The sequence below is a fragment of the Paracoccus sp. J55 genome, from assembly GCF_000513975.1.
Lineage (GTDB): Bacteria > Pseudomonadota > Alphaproteobacteria > Rhodobacterales > Rhodobacteraceae > Paracoccus.
The window spans coordinates 1-16,540 of record NZ_AZVA01000050.1 but is presented as its reverse complement, the minus strand read 5'-3'; the positions used below and the strand labels follow the sequence as shown (position 1 = coordinate 16,540).

Below are 16,540 nucleotides of genomic sequence, written 5' to 3'. Positions count from 1 at the left end.
GGCGCTCCGATCATCCGGGACGGCAAGGAGGTGGGCGTGGTGACCATCGGGTTTTACAGCCCTTTGAACGGGCACAATATCGGCATTGCGCGGATGCCGGTGGATTGCGCGGTTCCGGGCACGCCGCTGACGATCCGCAACCCGGGCGGCGAGATCGCCGCCACGGCGCAGCCGATGCCCTTCCACGACCCCGAGAAGAAGCGCCGCACCGCCAAGGGCTGAACCGACCCCGGGGCGCGCGGGCGGCGCCAGGACCGCCCCGCCCCCTCCGCGACAGGGAGAACGCCGCCAATGCGAGCCACGGAATTTTCATCTTCCATCCCCAGCCGCCCGGTCTATGGCGGGCTGCGCCCGCACGGGGCGCTGGCCTCGCTGATGCTGGCCGAGGGCGCGGGCGGCGAGGCGCTGGCCGCGCTGGCCCGGGCCGACCCCTCGGTCATGCGCCGGGCGCAGCTGTTCTGGATCCCCGCCGGCGCCGGTCCCGAACTGGGGTCGCGGCTGCGGGCGCTGGGGCCGGCCGGCTATGTCGAGGGGCCGAGCTGGGCGGCGCTGCGGCCGCGCTTCGCCCGGGCCCTGGCCGAGGCGCATATGGGCACCCGGCTCTATCTTGCCGGCGGCGAGGGGCTGATCGGCCAGGCCACGGCCGAGGCGCTGGCCGCCGGAATGCCGCTGGAGGCGATCGATGCCGAGCATCGCGGCGGCTTCGCCCGGCGGGTGCAATGCGTGCATTGCAAGGGCATCACCGAGAACGTCGCCACCGACCCGTTCGCCTGTTCGCATTGCGGGCTGAACCTGTTCGTGCGCGACCATTACTCGCGCCGCATCGGCGCCTTCCAGGGGGTCTGCGTCGATGCCGAGACCCCGGGCCAGGTGCCCGAGCCGCAGGAGATCAAGCCATGACGTCCCTGATGCTGCGCGTGGCGGCGGCCGAGCCGCTGACGCTGCTGGTCAAGCGCTTCCGCTTCGAACACCCGCAGGGCGCGGCCCTGCCGCTGTTTTCCGGCGGCGCGCATGTGGTGGTCGAGATGCCGGATGGCGAGGTGCTGCGCCGCAACGCCTATTCGCTGATCTCGGACCCGCAGGACGGCTCGGGCTACGAGATCGCGGTGCGGCGCGAGGATGGCGGGCGCGGCGGCTCGCGCTTCATGCATGGCCGGGTGCGGGCGGGCGACCTGCTGCGCGTCTCGCTGCCGCTGAACCTTTTCGCGCTGGACCTGCGGGCCCGCAAGCACGTGCTGATCGCCGGCGGCATCGGCATCACCCCTTTCGTCGCCCAGGTCCGCCAGCTTCTGCGCATGCAGCTGCCCTTCGAGCTGCATTACGCCGCCCGCTCGCGCGCCGAGGCGGCCGGGCTGAAGCTGCTGCCGGATGTGCCGCATATCCATGCCCATATCTCGGAGGAGGGCAACCGCATGGATCTGGGCGCGATCCTGTCGGGCCAGCCGCTTGGCACGCATGTCTATACCTGCGGCCCCGAGGGGCTGATCGGTGCGGTGGCGGAAGCGGGCGCCCGGCTGGGCTGGCCGCAGACCGCGCTGCATTCCGAGGTCTTCCAGGCGCCGCCGCCCGGCCGGCCCTTCGCGGTGGTGCTGGCGCGTTCGGGGCGGACCATCGCGGTCGGCGCGCATCAGAGCCTGCTCGAGGCGCTGGAGGCGGCCGGGGCCGAGATCGACTGGTCCTGCCGCGGCGGCGCCTGCGGGCGCTGCGAGACGCGGGTGCTGTCCTGCCACGGCCGCATCGAGCATCACGACCACTGGCTGTCCGAGGACGAGCGCTCCTCGCAGAGCCGCATCATGCCCTGCGTCTCGCGCTTCCGCGGCGAGACGCTGATCATCGACCGATAGGAGCCCGGCCATGACCATCCGGTTCAACGACGAGACCTTCCGCGACGATTACAGCTTCCGCAACTCGGCCGAAGCCATCCGGCGCTTTCCGTTCCCGTTCGACAAGGACGACTACATGTATTCCGTCAACATGGAGCCGCACGGGACGGGGGGCCGCGCCGGCAGCGTCTTCGAGAAGCGCTTCGACGTGGACGAGCATTACGTGGCCGAGATGCGCGACCGGGCGATCACCCTGGCCGGGGACCCGCTGCGCTGCCAGTCGCTGCCGCATATGGCGCTGGCGGGCTGGGACCTGCTGGAGCTGATCATGCAGTGCAAGGCCGAGGATTACCCCGAGCTGTTCCAGCTGCATCGCGACGGCGACCGCTGGCACTGGATCAACCGGCCGCTGGGGATCGAGCAGCGCTTCACCTTCCTCGACCCGACGACGCTGCCCTGCGGGCCGCTGGAATACGTCACCCGCCAGGCGCAGGGCGATTTCGCGCTGCTGGACCAGCGCGAGGGCAACCTGTGGATGGATGCCGGCATGGTGACCAGCCAGGCGGACTGGTCGCTGGATTTCGACATCGGCATGAACTTCTTCGAATGGCATGCGCCGGTGCCGAAGGCGGCCGAGCTGGGCATCTTCCAGCGGGCGCTGAAATTCCTGCTGGCGGTGCAGCAGGGCGCGCCGTCGCGGCGGCTGAACTGGACGATGACGGTCAATCCGCGGCTGGACACCAGCCCCGAGAACTATCACCTCTGGGGCCCCGAGAAGCGCACCATCACCCCCGAGAACGTGGGGGCCAGGCAATATCTGCGGGTGGAGCTGCAGAGCTTCTGGCGGCTGCCGCGCTCGAACGCGCTGGCCTTTCCGATCCGCTGCTACCTGATCGCGCTCGAGGATCTGGTGACGGTGCCGAAATGGGCGCGCCGGCTGCACCGGGTGATCCGCGACCTGCCCGACGAGCTGGCCGACTACAAGGGCTTCGCCGTCAACCGCCAGATCATCATCGACTATCTCGCGAAGTTCGACGACGGGAAGCCGACCTCGCCCGGAATCTTCGCCGACGAGTAGGGCCGGGACAACCCGACCGGGCAACAGCCGCCCCCGATGCGGGGCCGAGCCGGCCGGCCATGTGGCCGCCGGAAGGGCGTCGTCATGCCGCCGTTCCCCGAATGGCGGGTATTCGAGAAGCACAAGCCGCGTTCCCGCCGGCGGGGGCGGCCGGAACAGAAAAGCCGGCAGGGGAGTCTTGCAATGACATATACGACCACAACGGCGGAGACGCCGCAAGAGAACGGCCATATGGTCCGTTCGCTCAGCTGGACGGGCGCATTCTGGATCGCCGCGGGCGTGCCGCCGCTGGTGCTGTTTTCGTTGGGTGGCATCGCCGGCACGACCGGCAAGGTCGCCTTCGTCGTCTGGATCGTCTCGATGATGATGGGCTTCGTGCAGTCCTTCACCTATGCCGAGATGGCGGGCATGTTCGGCAACAAGTCCGGCGGCTCCTCGGTCTATGGCGCCATGGCCTGGCTGCGCTATGCCAAGCCGGTGGCGCCGCTGTCGATTTGGTGCAACTGGTTCGCCTGGTCGCCGGTCCTGTCGCTGGGTTGCGCCATCGCGGCGGGCTATATCCTGAACGCGCTGTTCCCGGTGCCGCTGGCCACATCGCAGCCGGTGCTGGACTGGGTCGCCGCCCATGCGGGTTCCCTCACCGCCGACAACCCGCGCGTGGCCGAATACCTAGCCGCCCATCCCGGCCTTGGCAGCGCCGAGGCGATCCGGGCGCTGCTGACCAGCGACGCGGTGGCGGCGCTGACCCCGGCGATCCGCAGCTGGACGGCCTTCAACCTGGAAATTCCGGGCCTGTTCACGCTTTACTTCAACACCACCTTCGTCATCGGCGCGCTGCTGATGCTGATCCTGATCGCGATCCAGTATCGCGGCGTCGCCTCGACCGCGACGGCGCAGAAATGGATGGCGATCATCGTGCTGGTGCCGCTGATGCTGGTCGGGCTGGTGCCGATCTTCACCGGCTCGATCGACTATGCCAACATCACGAACATCCTGCCGCCGGCGAGCGCCTATTCGGCCGAGCCGGGCAGCTGGAACCTGGGCGGCTGGACGCTGGTTCTGGGCGGGCTTTATATCGCGGCCTGGTCCACCTATGCCTTCGAGACCGCCGTCTGTTACACGCGCGAGCTGAAGGACCCCAAGCGCGACACCTTCCGCGCGATCTTCTTCACCGGCCTGCTCTGCATGGCGTTCTTCTGCCTGATTCCGTTCTCGTTCCAGGGGGTTCTGGGCATCGAGGGGATGCTGGCGCCCGAGATCGTCGACGGCACCGGCATCGCCCAGGCCCTGGGCGGCATGATCGGCGCCGGGCCGGTGGTGGCGCAGCTGTTCACCGTCCTGATGCTGCTGGCGCTGTTCATGGCGATCATGACGGCCTGCGCCGGCTCGGCCCGGACGCTTTATCAGGGATCGCGCGACGGCTTGCTGCCGAAATACCTGGGCCATGTGAACGAGCAGGGCGCCCCGGTCAACGCGATGTGGACGAATTTCGTGGTGAACCTGTTCCTGCTGGCGCTGGCCTCGGATGCGAACGGCTATTTCTACGTGCTGGCCATCTCAAACGTGGGCTATCTGACCTTCAACTTCCTGAACCTCAATGCCGGCTGGATCCATCGCATCGACTCGCCGCATCTGGAGCGGCCCTGGCGCGCGCCGACCTGGCTGATCGGGCTGAACACCCTGCTGGCCTTCGTCAACGCGCTGTTCCTGGGCGCGGGTGCCAAGGTCTGGGGCTATTCCAACGCGCTGGTTTCGGGCGCGATCTTCGCGGCGCTGATCGTGCCGATCTTCCTGTGGCGCCATTATGTCACCGACAAGGGCCGCTTCCCGGCCGAGGCGATGGAGGATCTGGGCCTGGCCAACGACGCGACCAGCTTCGGGCCGAGGCGGGCGGGCATCCTGCCCTATCTGGCGCTGGCGGCGGGCCTGGCCGTGGTCGTGGTGGCAAACATGGTCTTCCAGCTGCCGGGCTGAGGCCGGACCCTGAAACGCGACGGCCGCCCATGGGGGCGGCCGTTTCCGTTTGCGCTGCGGGCGGATGGTCAGGCCAGCAGCAGCACCTGGACATCGGCGACATTCGTGCCGGTCGCGCCGGTCAGCAGCAGATCGCCCGCCGCCTTCAGCGCCGCGTGGCTGTCGTTGTTGGCCAGCAGCGCGGCGCCGTCGCGGCCGGCGGCGCGGATGCGGTCGGCAGTGCCGGCGTCCACGATGCCGCCCGCCGCATCGGTCGGGCCGTCGCGGCCGTCGGTGCCGCCGCTGAGAAAGACCCAGTGCCCGGGCCAGTCCCGGCCCATCAGGGCGATGCGCAGCGCCAGTTCCTGGTTGCGCCCGCCCTTGCCGGTGCCGCGCAGCGCGACGGTGGTCTCGCCGCCGAAGATCAGCGCCTCGGGCCGGTCGCGCCGGCTGCCGGCCGCCTCGGCGGCGATGCGGGCGGCGGCCTCGGCCACGTCGCCGGTCAGCCGGTCGCTGACGATCCGGCCCGCCCAGCCCTCGGGCACGGCGGCAAGCATGGCGGCAAGCGAGATCTCGTTGCTGCCGATCAGGTGGTTCTCGGCCTCGGGCAGCGGGGCAGGAGGTGCGCCGGTTTCCAGCAACTCGCGCACCTTCGCGGGCAGCTTCTCCAGCAGCCCCCGCCCGGCCAGCAGCTCCAGCGCCTCGCGCGGGCTGCCGAGCGGCGCGACGGTCGGGCCGCTTGCGATGGCGCCCAGCTCGTTGCCGATGACGTCGGACAGGATCAGCGCCGTCACCGGGGCGGGGGCGGCATGGCGCAGGAAGCCGCCGCCCTTCAGGTCGGAAAGCTGCTGGCGGATCAGGTTGACCTGGCCGATCTCCAGCCCGCTGGCCAAGAGCAGCCGGTTCACCTGCTGCTTGTCGGCCAGGGTCAGGGGCGGCCGCGGCGCCGGAACCAGCGCCGAGCCGCCGCCCGAGATCAGCGCGATCACCCGGTCCTGCGGCCCCGCCCGGTCCAGCAGCGCGATGATCTCCTGCCCGGCCGCCAGCCCGGCCTCGTCGGGCTCGGGATGGCCGGCGGTCAGGACGCGGGCGCCGGGAATGTCCCGGCCATTGCCGTCATGCGTCACCGCCAGCGCCGTCACCGGGCCGGGGATATGGGCCATCGCCTCGGCCAGCATGGCGGGCGCGGCCTTGCCGATGGCGATCAGGATGGTCTGCCCCCCTGCCGCGGGTGCGGCAGGGGGGTGGTCGTGGAAATGCCGGCGCACGGCCAGGGCAGGATCGGCCGCGCGCACGGCGGCGTCATAGAGCTTCCGCGCCAGGGCCCGCATATCGGCGATCCTTGCCGTCATGCCGCGATCTGGCGGGCTTTCTGGACCAGCACCTCGGCCTGCCGGATCGAGGCATAGTCGATCAGCCGGCCGTCCAGCGAGACGGCGCCCTTGCCCTCGGCCTCGGCCTTGGCCATGGCGTCGAGGATCTTCTGCGCGCGCTCGACCTCGGCGGCCGAGGGGCTCATCACCGCGTTGGCCAGCGCGATCTGGCTGGGATGGATCGCCCATTTCCCCTCGCAGCCCAGCACCGCGGCGCGATAGGCGGCGGCCTTGTAGCCCTCGGGGTCCGAGAAATCGCCGAAGGGGCCGTCGATCGGCCGCAAGCCGTTGGCGCGCGCCGCGACGACCATGCGCGACAGCGCATAATGCCACATGTCGCCCCAATGGACGTGGCGGCTGCCTTCGGGATCGGCATCGGTCAGCACCGAATAATGCTCGTTCACGCCGCCGATCACGGTGGTGCGGGCGCGGGTCGAGGCGGCATAGTCGGCGACGCCGAAATGCAGGCTTTCGTTGCGCCTGGACGCGGCGGCGATCTCGTTGATGTTCTGCATCCCCAGCGCCGTCTCGATGATATGTTCGAAACCGATGCGCTTCTTCAGGCCCTTCGCGTCCTCGATCTGCGTGACCAGCATGTCCACCGCATAGACATCGGCGGCGGTGCCGACCTTGGGGATCATGATCAGGTCCAGCCGTTCGCCGGCCTGTTCCACGATGTCCACGACGTCGCGATACATGTAATGCGTGTCGAGCCCGTTGATTCGGATCGACATGGTCTTCTTGCCCCAGTCGATCTCGTTCAGGGCCTTGATGATGTTCTTGCGGGCCTGCGGCTTCTCGTCCGGCGCGACCGCGTCCTCAAGGTCGAGGAAGATCACGTCGACGTCGGAATCCGCTGCCTTTTGAAACATTTGCGGCTGGCTGCCGGGCACCGCAAGCTCGCTGCGGTTCAGGCGGGCGGGGGCTTGTTCGATGGGGTGAAAGCTCATGGCGGAACGCTCCTGCGACATGTGGGGGAATGCGACAAGAGAAGGCAGATTGGTATTTCCAGTCAAGAAATAAAATTTCCCATCGGTTCCGATCTGCCACAGATTCAGTCGCTCCCCCTGCCGGGCGGGGGGCCGTGGCGGCTGGAATAATAGAAGGCGATGGCCTGGGCGCGGCTGCGCACCGAGAGCTTTTCGTAAAGGTTCGAGAGGTGGAACTTGACCGTATTGCCCGAGATGCCCAGCTCGCGCGACAGCTCGCGGTTGGTGAGGCCCTTGGACAGCGCCTCGAGCATGTCCATCTCGCGCGGGGACAGCGATTGCAGCGGACTCCGTTGCAGCGCGCGCACGTCCAGATAGGGAAAGACCATCTTGCCCGCGGCCACGGCCAGGCAGGTCTCCAGCAGCGTCTCGGCCGGGTCGCTGCGGGCGACGAAACCGGCGGCGCCCGCCCCCAGCGCGCCCAGATGCGCCTCGCTGGCCTGGTCGCCATAGACCACGATGCGCGGCGCCCCCTCCTGCTCGCGCAACTGTTCCAGCAGCTTGGCGCCGCCCATGGCGGGCAGGCTCCAGTCGATGATTCCGACCTGGGCGGGGATCCGCATCACGGTGGCCAGGAATCCCTCGGCCGTGGCCGAGGTGGCCAGCAGCGAAAAGCGCGTGTCGCGCTGAAAAACCTCGGACATGGCGGACAGGACCAGCGGATTGCTGTCGCCCAGCATGATCGTAACCGCCTTTTCCACGCTGCTGACGGTGCGCATCAGCCCGCCCCACGCGTGTAAAAGGCGGAAAAGCCTGGGAAATTTTTCGGCATCTTGTCCTCCCACTCCTTTGGGTAGGGATATGACCACCCAAAGGGATACCGAGAAGCAGCATAATCTTACGTTGCGGCATCTGTCGAGAGAGGTTTTCTTGCAGTTAAATAAACTTAATCGTAAGGAAATATCATGGCTGAAGTGGCGATCTTCCCGCAGCTTGAAATTCCCAACACTCTCGCGGCCGGCCCGGGACCGGGCAATACCGACCTGCGGGTGCTGCAACGCTTTGCCAGCGCCGGGGTCGCGGATCACATGCAGGCCGATGTGCTGCGCGGCATGATCGAATGCAAGCAGATGCTGCGCGAGGTGATGGGCACCGCGAACATCCATACCTTCGGCGTCGCCGGCACCGGCTGGAGCGGGCTCGACTGCCTGTTCAGTGCCGTGCTGCCGGGCGACAAGGTGGTGGTCTTCGTCAATGGCACCTTCTCGGGCATCGACGGGCTGACCCTGCGCATGAAGGCGGCCACCGCCGAGGAGCTGGCCGCCAATCCGATGGACCCGCAGCCGGCCTCGGTCAAGGTCGTGACCGTGCCGCACGGCCAGTCCGTGACCGCCGAGATCGTCGAGGCGGCGCTGGCCGAGCACAAGCCGAAATGGGCCGCCATGGCGCATTGGGAAACCGGTTCGGGCCGGACCAACGACATGCGCGGCTTTTCCGATGCCTGCGAACGGCACGGTGCGATGGGGCTGGTCGATGCGGTCTCGTCGCTGGGCGTCGAGGATTTCCGCATCGACGACTATCCGGGCGTGCATGGCTGGGCCTCCTGCCCGCAGAAGGGCATCTGCTGCCTGCCGCTGACCTATGCGCCGGTCAGCTTCAGCGACCGCTACATCGCGGAACTGCGCCGGACCGGCTGCCGGACCTTCGTGCATCACCCGATCCTCGAGGCGCGGCACTGGGGCATCATCGACGGCAAGGATGTGGAAAAGGGCAGCTATCACCGCACCCACAGCGCCTATGCCGTCGCCGCCTTCCACGAGGCGCTGCGTATCCTGCTGCAGCAGACCGTGGCCGGCCGCGCCAAGGCCTATGCCTTCCACGAGGCGGCGCTGCGCGACGCGGTGACGGCGATGGGTTGCAAGGTGACCTCGAACATGACCTCGCTGGTGGTGCTGAACCTGCCCGAGGCGCTGAAGGGCCGCGAGATGGAGCTGGTGCAGAACTGCCGCGCCCAGGGCTTCGGCATCTGGCCCACGCTGTCCGAGCCGGTGCAGATCCGCATCGGCATCCTGAACCTGCTGAACCGGAAGGCGATCACCGACATCGTCACCCGCTTCGCCGCGGCAATGACCGGGATGGGCGCGAATATCGACATGGGCCGGATCACCGAGCGGCTTGAGGATCATTACCAGACGACGGTCGCGGCCGAATAACGGCGCCCGAGGGAGGAGGCGAACATGGACATCCACGAATACCAGGCCAAGGAAATACTCAACCGCTTCGGGGTCGGCATTCCGCAGGGCGCGTTGGCCTACAGCCCCGAACAGGCGGCCTATCGCGCCCGCGAGATGGGCGGCGACCGCTGGGTCGTCAAGGCGCAGGTCCATGCCGGCGGCCGCGGCAAGGCCGGGGGCGTCAAGCTCTGCGACAGCGATCTGGAGATCCAGGCGGCGACCGAGGCGATGTTCGGCCAGAAGCTGGTGACGCACCAGACCGGCCCCGAGGGCAAGGGCATCTATCGCGTCTATGTCGAGGCGGCCGTGCCCATCGCCCGCGAGATTTATCTGGGCTTCGTGCTGGACCGCGCCAGCCAGCGGGTGATGATCGTCGCCAGCGGCGAGGGCGGCATGGAGATCGAGGAGATCTCGGCCGAGAAGCCCGACAGCATCGTGCGCGCCACCGTCGAGCCGGCCGTGGGCCTGCAGGAATTCCAGTGCCGCGAGATCGCCTTCGCGCTCGGCATCAAGCCCGCCATGGTCCAGCAGATGGTGCGCACCCTGCGCGGCTGCTATCGCGCCTTCCGAGAGCTTGACGCGACGATGGTCGAGGTCAACCCGCTGGTCGTGACCAGCGACGACCGCATCCTGGCGCTGGACGCCAAGATGACCTTCGACAACAACGCGCTGTTCCGTCACTCGCAGATCCTCGAACTGCGCGACAAGTCGCAGGAGGACCCGCGGGAATCCCGTGCCGCCGACCACGGCCTGTCCTATGTCGGCCTGGACGGCAATATCGGCTGCATCGTCAATGGCGCGGGCCTCGCCATGGCCACCATGGACACGATCAAGCTGGCCGGGGGCGAGCCCGCGAATTTCCTCGACATCGGCGGCGGCGCCACGCCGGAACGGGTGGCGCGGGCCTTCAACCTGGTCATGTCGGACAAGAACGTGCAGGCGATCCTGGTCAACATCTTCGCCGGCATCAACCGCTGCGACTGGGTGGCCGAGGGCGTGGTCCGCGCGCTGCGCGAGAACCCGGTGCCGGTGCCCGTGGTGGTCCGGCTGGCCGGCACCAATGTCGAGGAAGGCCAGAAGATCCTGGCGCAAAGCGGCCTGCCGCTGATCCGCGCCACCACCCTGATGGAAGCCGCCGAGCGCGCCGTCGCCGCATGGCGCGCCGATACCCAGCGCAATCCCAACCTGAGGGCCGTCTGATGAGCATTTTTCTGGATCGCGAAACCCGCGTCATCGTTCAGGGCATCACCGGCAAGATGGCCCGCTTCCATGCCCGCGAGATGATCGACTACGGCACCAATGTCGTCGGCGGCGTCGTGCCCGGCAAGGGCGGCGAGACCTGCGAGGGCGTGCCGGTCTTCGACACCGTCAAGCAGGCGGTGGCCGAGACCGGGGCCGAGGCCACGCTGGTCTTCGTGCCGCCGCCCGCCGCGGCCGACAGCATCATGGAGGCCGCCGATGCCGGCATCCGTTACTGCGTCTGCATCACCGACGGCATCCCCGCCCAGGACATGATCCGCGTCAAGCGTTACATGTACCGCTATCCCAAGGAACGGCGGATGATCCTGACCGGCCCGAACTGCGCCGGCACCATCAGCCCCGGCAAGGCCATGCTGGGCATCATGCCGGGCCATATCTACCTGCCGGGCAATGTCGGCATCATCGGCCGCTCGGGCACGCTGGGCTATGAGGCGGCGGCGCAGCTGAAAGAGCGCGGGCTGGGCGTCTCGACCAGCGTGGGCATCGGCGGCGATCCGATCAACGGCTCGTCCTTCCGCGACGTGCTGGAGCATTTCGAGCAGGACGACGAAACCCATGTGATCTGCATGATCGGCGAGATCGGCGGCCCGCAGGAGGCCGAGGCGGCGGAATATATCCGCAACCATGTCAGCAAGCCGGTGGTGGCCTATGTCGCCGGCCTGACCGCGCCCAAGGGCCGCACCATGGGCCATGCCGGGGCGATCATCTCGGCCTTCGGGGAAAGTGCCAGCGAGAAGGTCGAGATCCTGGCGGCGGCGGGCGTCACCATGGCCGAGAATCCGGCCGTGATCGGCGAAACCATCGCTCGCGTCATGCAATAGGGGGCGGCGATGGCAAAACCCCGAGTTCTTGTCACCCGCCGCTGGCCCGCAGCGGTCGAGGCGCGGCTGTCCGAAATCTTCGACGTGCAGCTGAACCTTGCGGACAAACCCCTGGCGCCCGAGGATTTTCGGGCGGCCATGCGGGAATATGACGCGATCCTGCCGACGGTGACCGACAGGATCGGCACCCCGGCGCTGGAACTGGACCGGCCCCAGACCCGGATCCTGGCCAATTACGGCGTCGGCTACAGCCATATCGACCTGAACCGCGTCAGCCGGCATGGCATCGTGGTGACCAACACCCCCGACGTGCTGAGCGAATGCACGGCCGATCTGGCGATGACCCTGCTTCTGATGGTCGCCCGCCGGGCCGGCGAGGGCGAGCGCGAGCTGCGCGCCGGGCTCTGGACCGGCTGGCGGCCGACGCATCTGGTCGGCACCAAGGTCTCGGGCAAGACGCTGGGCATCGTCGGCTATGGCCGCATCGGCCAGGAAATGGCCCGGCGCGCCCATCACGGCTTCGGCATGACCATCCTGGTCTACAACCGCAGCCCGGTCGCGCCCGAGGTGCTGGCGCAATGCAACGCCGTGCAGGTGGACAGCCTGGACGCGCTGATGCCCATGTGCGACTTCATCTCGCTGCATTGCCCGGGGGGCGCATCGAACCGTCACCTGATCGATGCGCGCCGGCTGGACCTGATGCGGCCGGATGCCTTCCTGATCAACACCGCCCGCGGCGAGGTGATCGACGAGACGGCGCTGTCCCATGCGCTGTGGTTCGACTCCATCGGCGGCGCGGCGCTGGATGTCTTCGACGGAGAGCCGAACATCAACCCGCAACTCAAGGATTGCGACCGGCTGGTGATGCTGCCGCATCTGGGCAGTGCCACCCGCGAGGCGCGCGAGGCCATGGGCTTCCGCGTCATCCAGAACCTCGAAGACTTCTTTGCGGGCCGCGAGCCCCGCGACCGGGTGAACTGAGATGCGGGCGGGGGTGGCGGATATCGGTGCCGAGCCGTCGGCGGGTCAGGCCGACCGGCTGCGCGGCGAGCTGCGCGGCCTCTGGCACCGGGTCATCCAGCGCCACGCGCCGCAGGTCCTGCCGCTGCTGACCGGCGAGGCGGCGGAACCGCAGGAAGCAGAGATGAGCGCCTATCTGCAGGGGCTCCACATCTGGTTCCAGCTCCTGCGGATCATCGACGAACATGCCGCCATGCGGCTGCGCCGCACGGTCGAGTCCCGCTCGGGCCGCGCGGCGATCGAGGGCAGCCTGGCCCGGACCCTGCAATCCGCCCCCGACATGCCGCGCGAAAGCGTCGCGCGCAGCCTGCGCCAGCTTCGCGTCGGCCCCACCATCACCGCCCATCCGACCGAGGCCAAGCGCGTCACGGTGCTGGAAATCCACCGCCGCATCTATCGCGCGCTGGTCCGGCTGGAAAGCCAGCGCTGGACGCGGCAGGAACGGGCGGCGCTGATGGCCGAGATCGAAAGCGAGATCGACCTGCTCTGGCTGACCGGAGAGCTGCGCCGGCAAAGGCCCTCGCCCCTGAACGAGATCGAATGGGGGCTGCAATTCTTCCGCGACAGCCTGTTCGACGCGGTGCCGAACCTGGTGCGGCAGTTCCACGACGCCGTCGCCGGCCGCTACGGCCCCGGCGAGGAAACCGGCGCGCCGCTGCGCTTCCATTCCTGGATCGGCGGCGACCGGGACGGCAACCCGCATGTCACGGTCGAGACCACCCGCGCCGCGCTGGAGCTGGGGCGCGACGCGATCCTCGACCGCTATCTTCAGGGCCTGACGCTGGCCGCCCGGCATCTGAGCATCAGCAGCGAGATCGCCGGCCTGCGGCCCGAGACCCGCGCGCGGCTGGCGGCGGTGATCGACGCCGCGGACCTGCCCGCCGCCGACCGACAGCGCAATCCGGGCGAGCTGTTCCGCCAGGCGGCAAGCGCCATGCAGCGCCGCATCGCTGCGCTGGCCGGCGGGCCGGGACCGGCCTATCCGCATCTGCGCGATTTCCTCGCCGACCTGCGCCGGGTCGAGACGGCGCTGGCCGAGATCGGCGCCGAGACGCTGGCGCATCGGCTGGTGCGGCCGCTGCGCTGGCAGGCCGAGGTCTTTGGCTTCCGCACCGTGACGCTGGACGTGCGGCAGAATTCCTCGGTCACCACGCGGGTGCTGGCCGGGATCTGGGCGCAGTCCGGCCCGGCGCCGGAATATGGCAGCGCGGAATGGTCGCGGCGGCTGCGCAGCGAACTGGGGCAAGAGGAACTGCCCCGGCTGGACCGCGACGCCCTTGGCGACGAGGCGCGGGAATTGCTGGAGTTGCTGGCGCTGCTGCATCGCGCCCGGTTCGGCGCCGATCCGCAGGCCATCGGCACCTTCATCCTGTCCATGACGCGCTCCTGCGACGATCTGCTGGCGGTGTTCCTGCTGGCCCGCCATGCCGGCTTCGGGGCCGAGCGGCTGGACCTGCGCGTCGTGCCGCTGTTCGAGACCATCGACGACCTGCGCGCCGCGCCGCGGATCCTGGACGAGCTGCTGCGCGTGCCGCTGGCCCGCCGCAGCCTGGTGACCGAGGACAACCGGGTCGAGGTCATGCTGGGCTATTCCGACAGCAACAAGGACGGCGGCTTCCTGTGTTCCACCTGGGAACTGGAAAAGGCGCAGCGCAGCATCATGGCGGTGCTGGCGCGGCACGGGCTGGTGCCGGTCTTCTTCCACGGCCGCGGCGGCTCGGTCAGCCGCGGCGGCGCGCCGACCGAACGCGCCATCGCCGCCCTGCCGCGCGGCACCATCAACGGCCAGCTGCGCACCACCGAACAGGGCGAGGTCGTGTCGTCGAAATTCGCCAATCGCAGCACCGCGGAATACGAGCTGGAGCTGCTGGTCTCCTCGGTCCTGGCGCAGTCGCTGCAGGCGACGCCCGAGCCGGTGCGGCCGGAATTCAACGACACGCTGGAAGCCCTGGCGGACATGTCCTGCACCGCCTATCGCGCGCTGCTGCACCGGCCCGGCTTCATCGACTATTTCCGCCAGGCCAGCCCGGTCGAGGAGCTGGCGCTGCTGAAGATGGGTTCGCGCCCCACCCGACGCTTCGGCGCCGGCGGGCTCGAGGACCTGCGGGCGATACCCTGGGTCTTTGCCTGGTCGCAGAACCGCCACCTGATCACCGGCTGGTATGGCTTCGGCACCGCCGTCGAGACCTTCCGGCGCTTCCACCGCGAGGACGGCGACGCGCTTCTGCGGCGGATGCTCCGCGATTCGCGCATCTTCCGGCTGATCGTGGACGAGGTCGAGAAATCGCTGTTCCACGCGGATATGCGGATCGCCGAGACCTATGCGGCGCTGGTCCGGGACCCGGCGGTGCGCGGCGACATCTTCGGCCGCATCGGCCAGGAATATGAATGCAGCCGCGCTGCCGTGGTTTTCCTGACCGGCCAGGCCGGCATTGGCGAACGCTTTCCCAACATGGCCGGTCGCTTCGGCCGCGTCCGTGCCGATCTGGAACGGGTGCACGGGGTGCAGGTCAGGCTGCTTGGCGACAATCGCCACCGGCCGGGGCCGGAGATTTCCATACCGCTGATGCAGACCATGAACAGCATCTCGACCGCGCTGGGTTGGACCGGATAGCGGCAACAAGGAGAAAGAGGACATGAACGAACACCCATCCCGGGCGGGCTTCTTCGCCGATGAGCTTGCCACCCGCGACCCTGCCATTTTCGGGGCGATCCGCCAGGAGCTTGGCCGCCAGCGCGACGAGATCGAGCTGATCGCGTCCGAGAACATCGTTTCGAAGGCGGTGCTTGAGGCGCAGGGCTCGGTCCTGACCAACAAATATGCCGAAGGCTATCCCGGCAAGCGCTATTACGGCGGCTGCCAATATGTCGACGTGGTCGAGGAGCTGGCCATCGAACGCGCCAAGCAGCTCTTCGATTGCGGCTTCGCCAATGTCCAGCCGAACAGCGGCAGCCAGATGAACCAGGCGGTGTTCCTGGCGCTGCTGCAGCCGGGCGACACCTTCATGGGGCTCGACCTGAATTCGGGCGGCCACCTGACGCATGGCTCGCCGGTCAACATGTCGGGCAAGTGGTTCAACGTCGTCAGCTACGGCGTGCGCCAGCAGGACCAGCTGCTGGACATGGAGGAGATCCGCAAAAAGGCCCATGAGACGAAGCCCAGGCTGATCCTGGCCGGCGGCACCGCCTATTCGCGGATCTGGGACTGGGCCGAATTCCGCAAGATCGCCGACGAGGTGGGCGCCTGGCTGATGGTCGACATGGCCCATATCGCCGGGCTGGTGGCGGGCGGCCAGCATCCCTCGCCGCTGCCGCATGCCCATGTGGTGACCACGACCACGCATAAATCGCTGCGCGGCCCGCGCGGCGGCATGGTGCTGACCAACGATGCCGAGATCGCCAAGAAGATCAACTCGGCCGTGTTCCCCGGCCTGCAGGGCGGCCCGCTGATGCATGTGATCGCCGCCAAGGCGGTGGCCTTCGGCGAGGCGCTGCGCCCCGAGTTCAGGGACTATGCCGCGCAGGTCGTCGCCAATGCCCGCGCCATGGCGGACGAGCTGATGCGCGGCGGCATCGACATCGTCTCGGGCGGCACCGACAACCACCTGTGCCTGGCGGACCTGCGCCCCAAGGGCGTGACCGGCAAGGCGACCGAGGCGGCCCTGGGCCGCGCCCATATCACCTGCAACAAGAACGGCGTGCCCTTCGATCCCGAGAAGCCCTTCGTGACCTCGGGCATCCGTCTGGGCGCCCCGGCCGGCACCACGCGGGGCTTCAAGGAGGAGGAGTTCCGCCAGATCGCCCGCTGGATCGTCGAGGTGGTGGACGGGCTGGCCGCGCATGGCGAGGCGGGCAATGCCGAGGTCGAGGCCCGCGTCAAGGCCGAGGTCGAGGCGCTTTGCGCGCGCTTCCCGCTTTACAGCGGCATGTGAGCCCGCCGCGGCGCAGGCTCAGACCAGCCCGCGCCGCACCATGATCCACAGCGCAACGCAGGCCAAAAGCAGCAGCCCGAAAAGAACGCTGGACGCCAGGGAGAGCGCGCCGCCCTG

14 protein-coding genes are annotated in these 16,540 nt (G+C 68.6%); 11 read left to right on the top strand and 3 right to left on the bottom strand.

Translation table 11 applies throughout. The features are described 5' to 3' along the window. From PARJ55_RS22730 to PARJ55_RS0120015, 5 genes are all read left to right on the top strand, one after another. The coding region (locus tag PARJ55_RS22730; protein ID WP_028714565.1) for a glycine cleavage T C-terminal barrel domain-containing protein at positions 1 to 222 on the top strand (222 nt) is incomplete at its 5' end. Between the two features lie 69 nt (positions 223 to 291). Then, positions 292 to 900: a dimethylamine monooxygenase subunit DmmA family protein gene (locus PARJ55_RS0120030; RefSeq protein WP_028714564.1), complete on the top strand. Its 609-nt coding sequence runs from the start codon at positions 292 to 294 to the stop codon at positions 898 to 900. Continuing rightward, the gene (locus tag PARJ55_RS0120025; RefSeq protein WP_028714563.1) at positions 897 to 1,844 is read left to right on the top strand and encodes a PDR/VanB family oxidoreductase; all 948 of its coding nucleotides are present in this window, start codon (positions 897 to 899) and stop codon (positions 1,842 to 1,844) included. The genes PARJ55_RS0120030 and PARJ55_RS0120025 overlap by 4 nt, the downstream gene beginning before the upstream one ends. Before the next feature lie 10 nt (positions 1,845 to 1,854). Beyond that, positions 1,855 to 2,901, top strand: coding sequence for a DUF3445 domain-containing protein (locus tag PARJ55_RS0120020; RefSeq protein ID WP_028714562.1), 1,047 nt, complete (start codon positions 1,855 to 1,857; stop codon positions 2,899 to 2,901). A gap of 183 nt (positions 2,902 to 3,084) precedes the next feature. Continuing rightward, a complete protein-coding gene (locus tag PARJ55_RS0120015; protein ID WP_028714605.1) occupies positions 3,085 to 4,875 on the top strand; it encodes an APC family permease in 1,791 nt (596 codons plus the stop codon). Between the two features lie 68 nt (positions 4,876 to 4,943). Here the strand turns inward: PARJ55_RS0120015 and PARJ55_RS0120010 are convergent, their stop codons facing one another. The 3 genes from PARJ55_RS0120010 to PARJ55_RS0120000 all read right to left on the bottom strand — a co-directional run bounded on the left by PARJ55_RS0120010 (position 4,944) and on the right by PARJ55_RS0120000 (position 7,935). After that, complete coding sequence (locus PARJ55_RS0120010) at positions 4,944 to 6,185, bottom strand: glycerate kinase (protein ID WP_232215758.1); 1,242 nt, start codon at positions 6,183 to 6,185, stop codon at positions 4,944 to 4,946. A gap of 17 nt (positions 6,186 to 6,202) precedes the next feature. Beyond that, positions 6,203 to 7,177 (bottom strand): CoA ester lyase, encoded by a 975-nt coding sequence (locus tag PARJ55_RS0120005; RefSeq protein WP_028714603.1) that lies wholly within the window; start codon positions 7,175 to 7,177, stop codon positions 6,203 to 6,205. A gap of 104 nt (positions 7,178 to 7,281) precedes the next feature. Then, positions 7,282 to 7,935, bottom strand: a complete 654-nt coding sequence (locus PARJ55_RS0120000; protein WP_028714602.1) for a response regulator transcription factor — start codon at positions 7,933 to 7,935, stop codon at positions 7,282 to 7,284. Between the two features lie 186 nt (positions 7,936 to 8,121). On the opposite strand from PARJ55_RS0120000, the gene PARJ55_RS0119995 reads away from it, so the two are divergent. From PARJ55_RS0119995 to glyA, 6 genes are read left to right on the top strand one after another with little or no spacing between them, the layout of a single operon-like run. Beyond that, positions 8,122 to 9,369, top strand: a complete 1,248-nt coding sequence (locus tag PARJ55_RS0119995) for an aminotransferase class V-fold PLP-dependent enzyme (RefSeq protein WP_028714601.1) — start codon at positions 8,122 to 8,124, stop codon at positions 9,367 to 9,369. Between the two features lie 24 nt (positions 9,370 to 9,393). Further along, positions 9,394 to 10,590, top strand: coding sequence for a malate--CoA ligase subunit beta (locus tag PARJ55_RS0119990; RefSeq protein ID WP_028714600.1), 1,197 nt, complete (start codon positions 9,394 to 9,396; stop codon positions 10,588 to 10,590). After that, the gene (sucD, locus tag PARJ55_RS0119985) at positions 10,590 to 11,471 is read left to right on the top strand and encodes a succinate--CoA ligase subunit alpha (RefSeq protein ID WP_028714599.1); all 882 of its coding nucleotides are present in this window, start codon (positions 10,590 to 10,592) and stop codon (positions 11,469 to 11,471) included. Before PARJ55_RS0119990 ends, sucD begins: the two co-directional genes overlap by 1 nt. A gap of 9 nt (positions 11,472 to 11,480) precedes the next feature. Continuing rightward, positions 11,481 to 12,452 carry a D-glycerate dehydrogenase gene (locus tag PARJ55_RS0119980; protein WP_028714598.1) on the top strand — a complete coding sequence of 324 codons (972 nt, stop codon included), beginning with the start codon at positions 11,481 to 11,483 and terminating at the stop codon, positions 12,450 to 12,452. Position 12,453: 1 nt separating this feature from the next. After that, positions 12,454 to 15,105, top strand: coding sequence for a phosphoenolpyruvate carboxylase (locus PARJ55_RS0119975; RefSeq protein WP_028714597.1), 2,652 nt, complete (start codon positions 12,454 to 12,456; stop codon positions 15,103 to 15,105). A 22-nt stretch (positions 15,106 to 15,127) separates the two neighbouring features. Further along, positions 15,128 to 16,423, top strand: a complete 1,296-nt coding sequence (glyA, locus tag PARJ55_RS0119970; RefSeq protein WP_028714596.1) for a serine hydroxymethyltransferase — start codon at positions 15,128 to 15,130, stop codon at positions 16,421 to 16,423. The last annotated feature ends 117 nt before the right edge of the window (positions 16,424 to 16,540 follow it).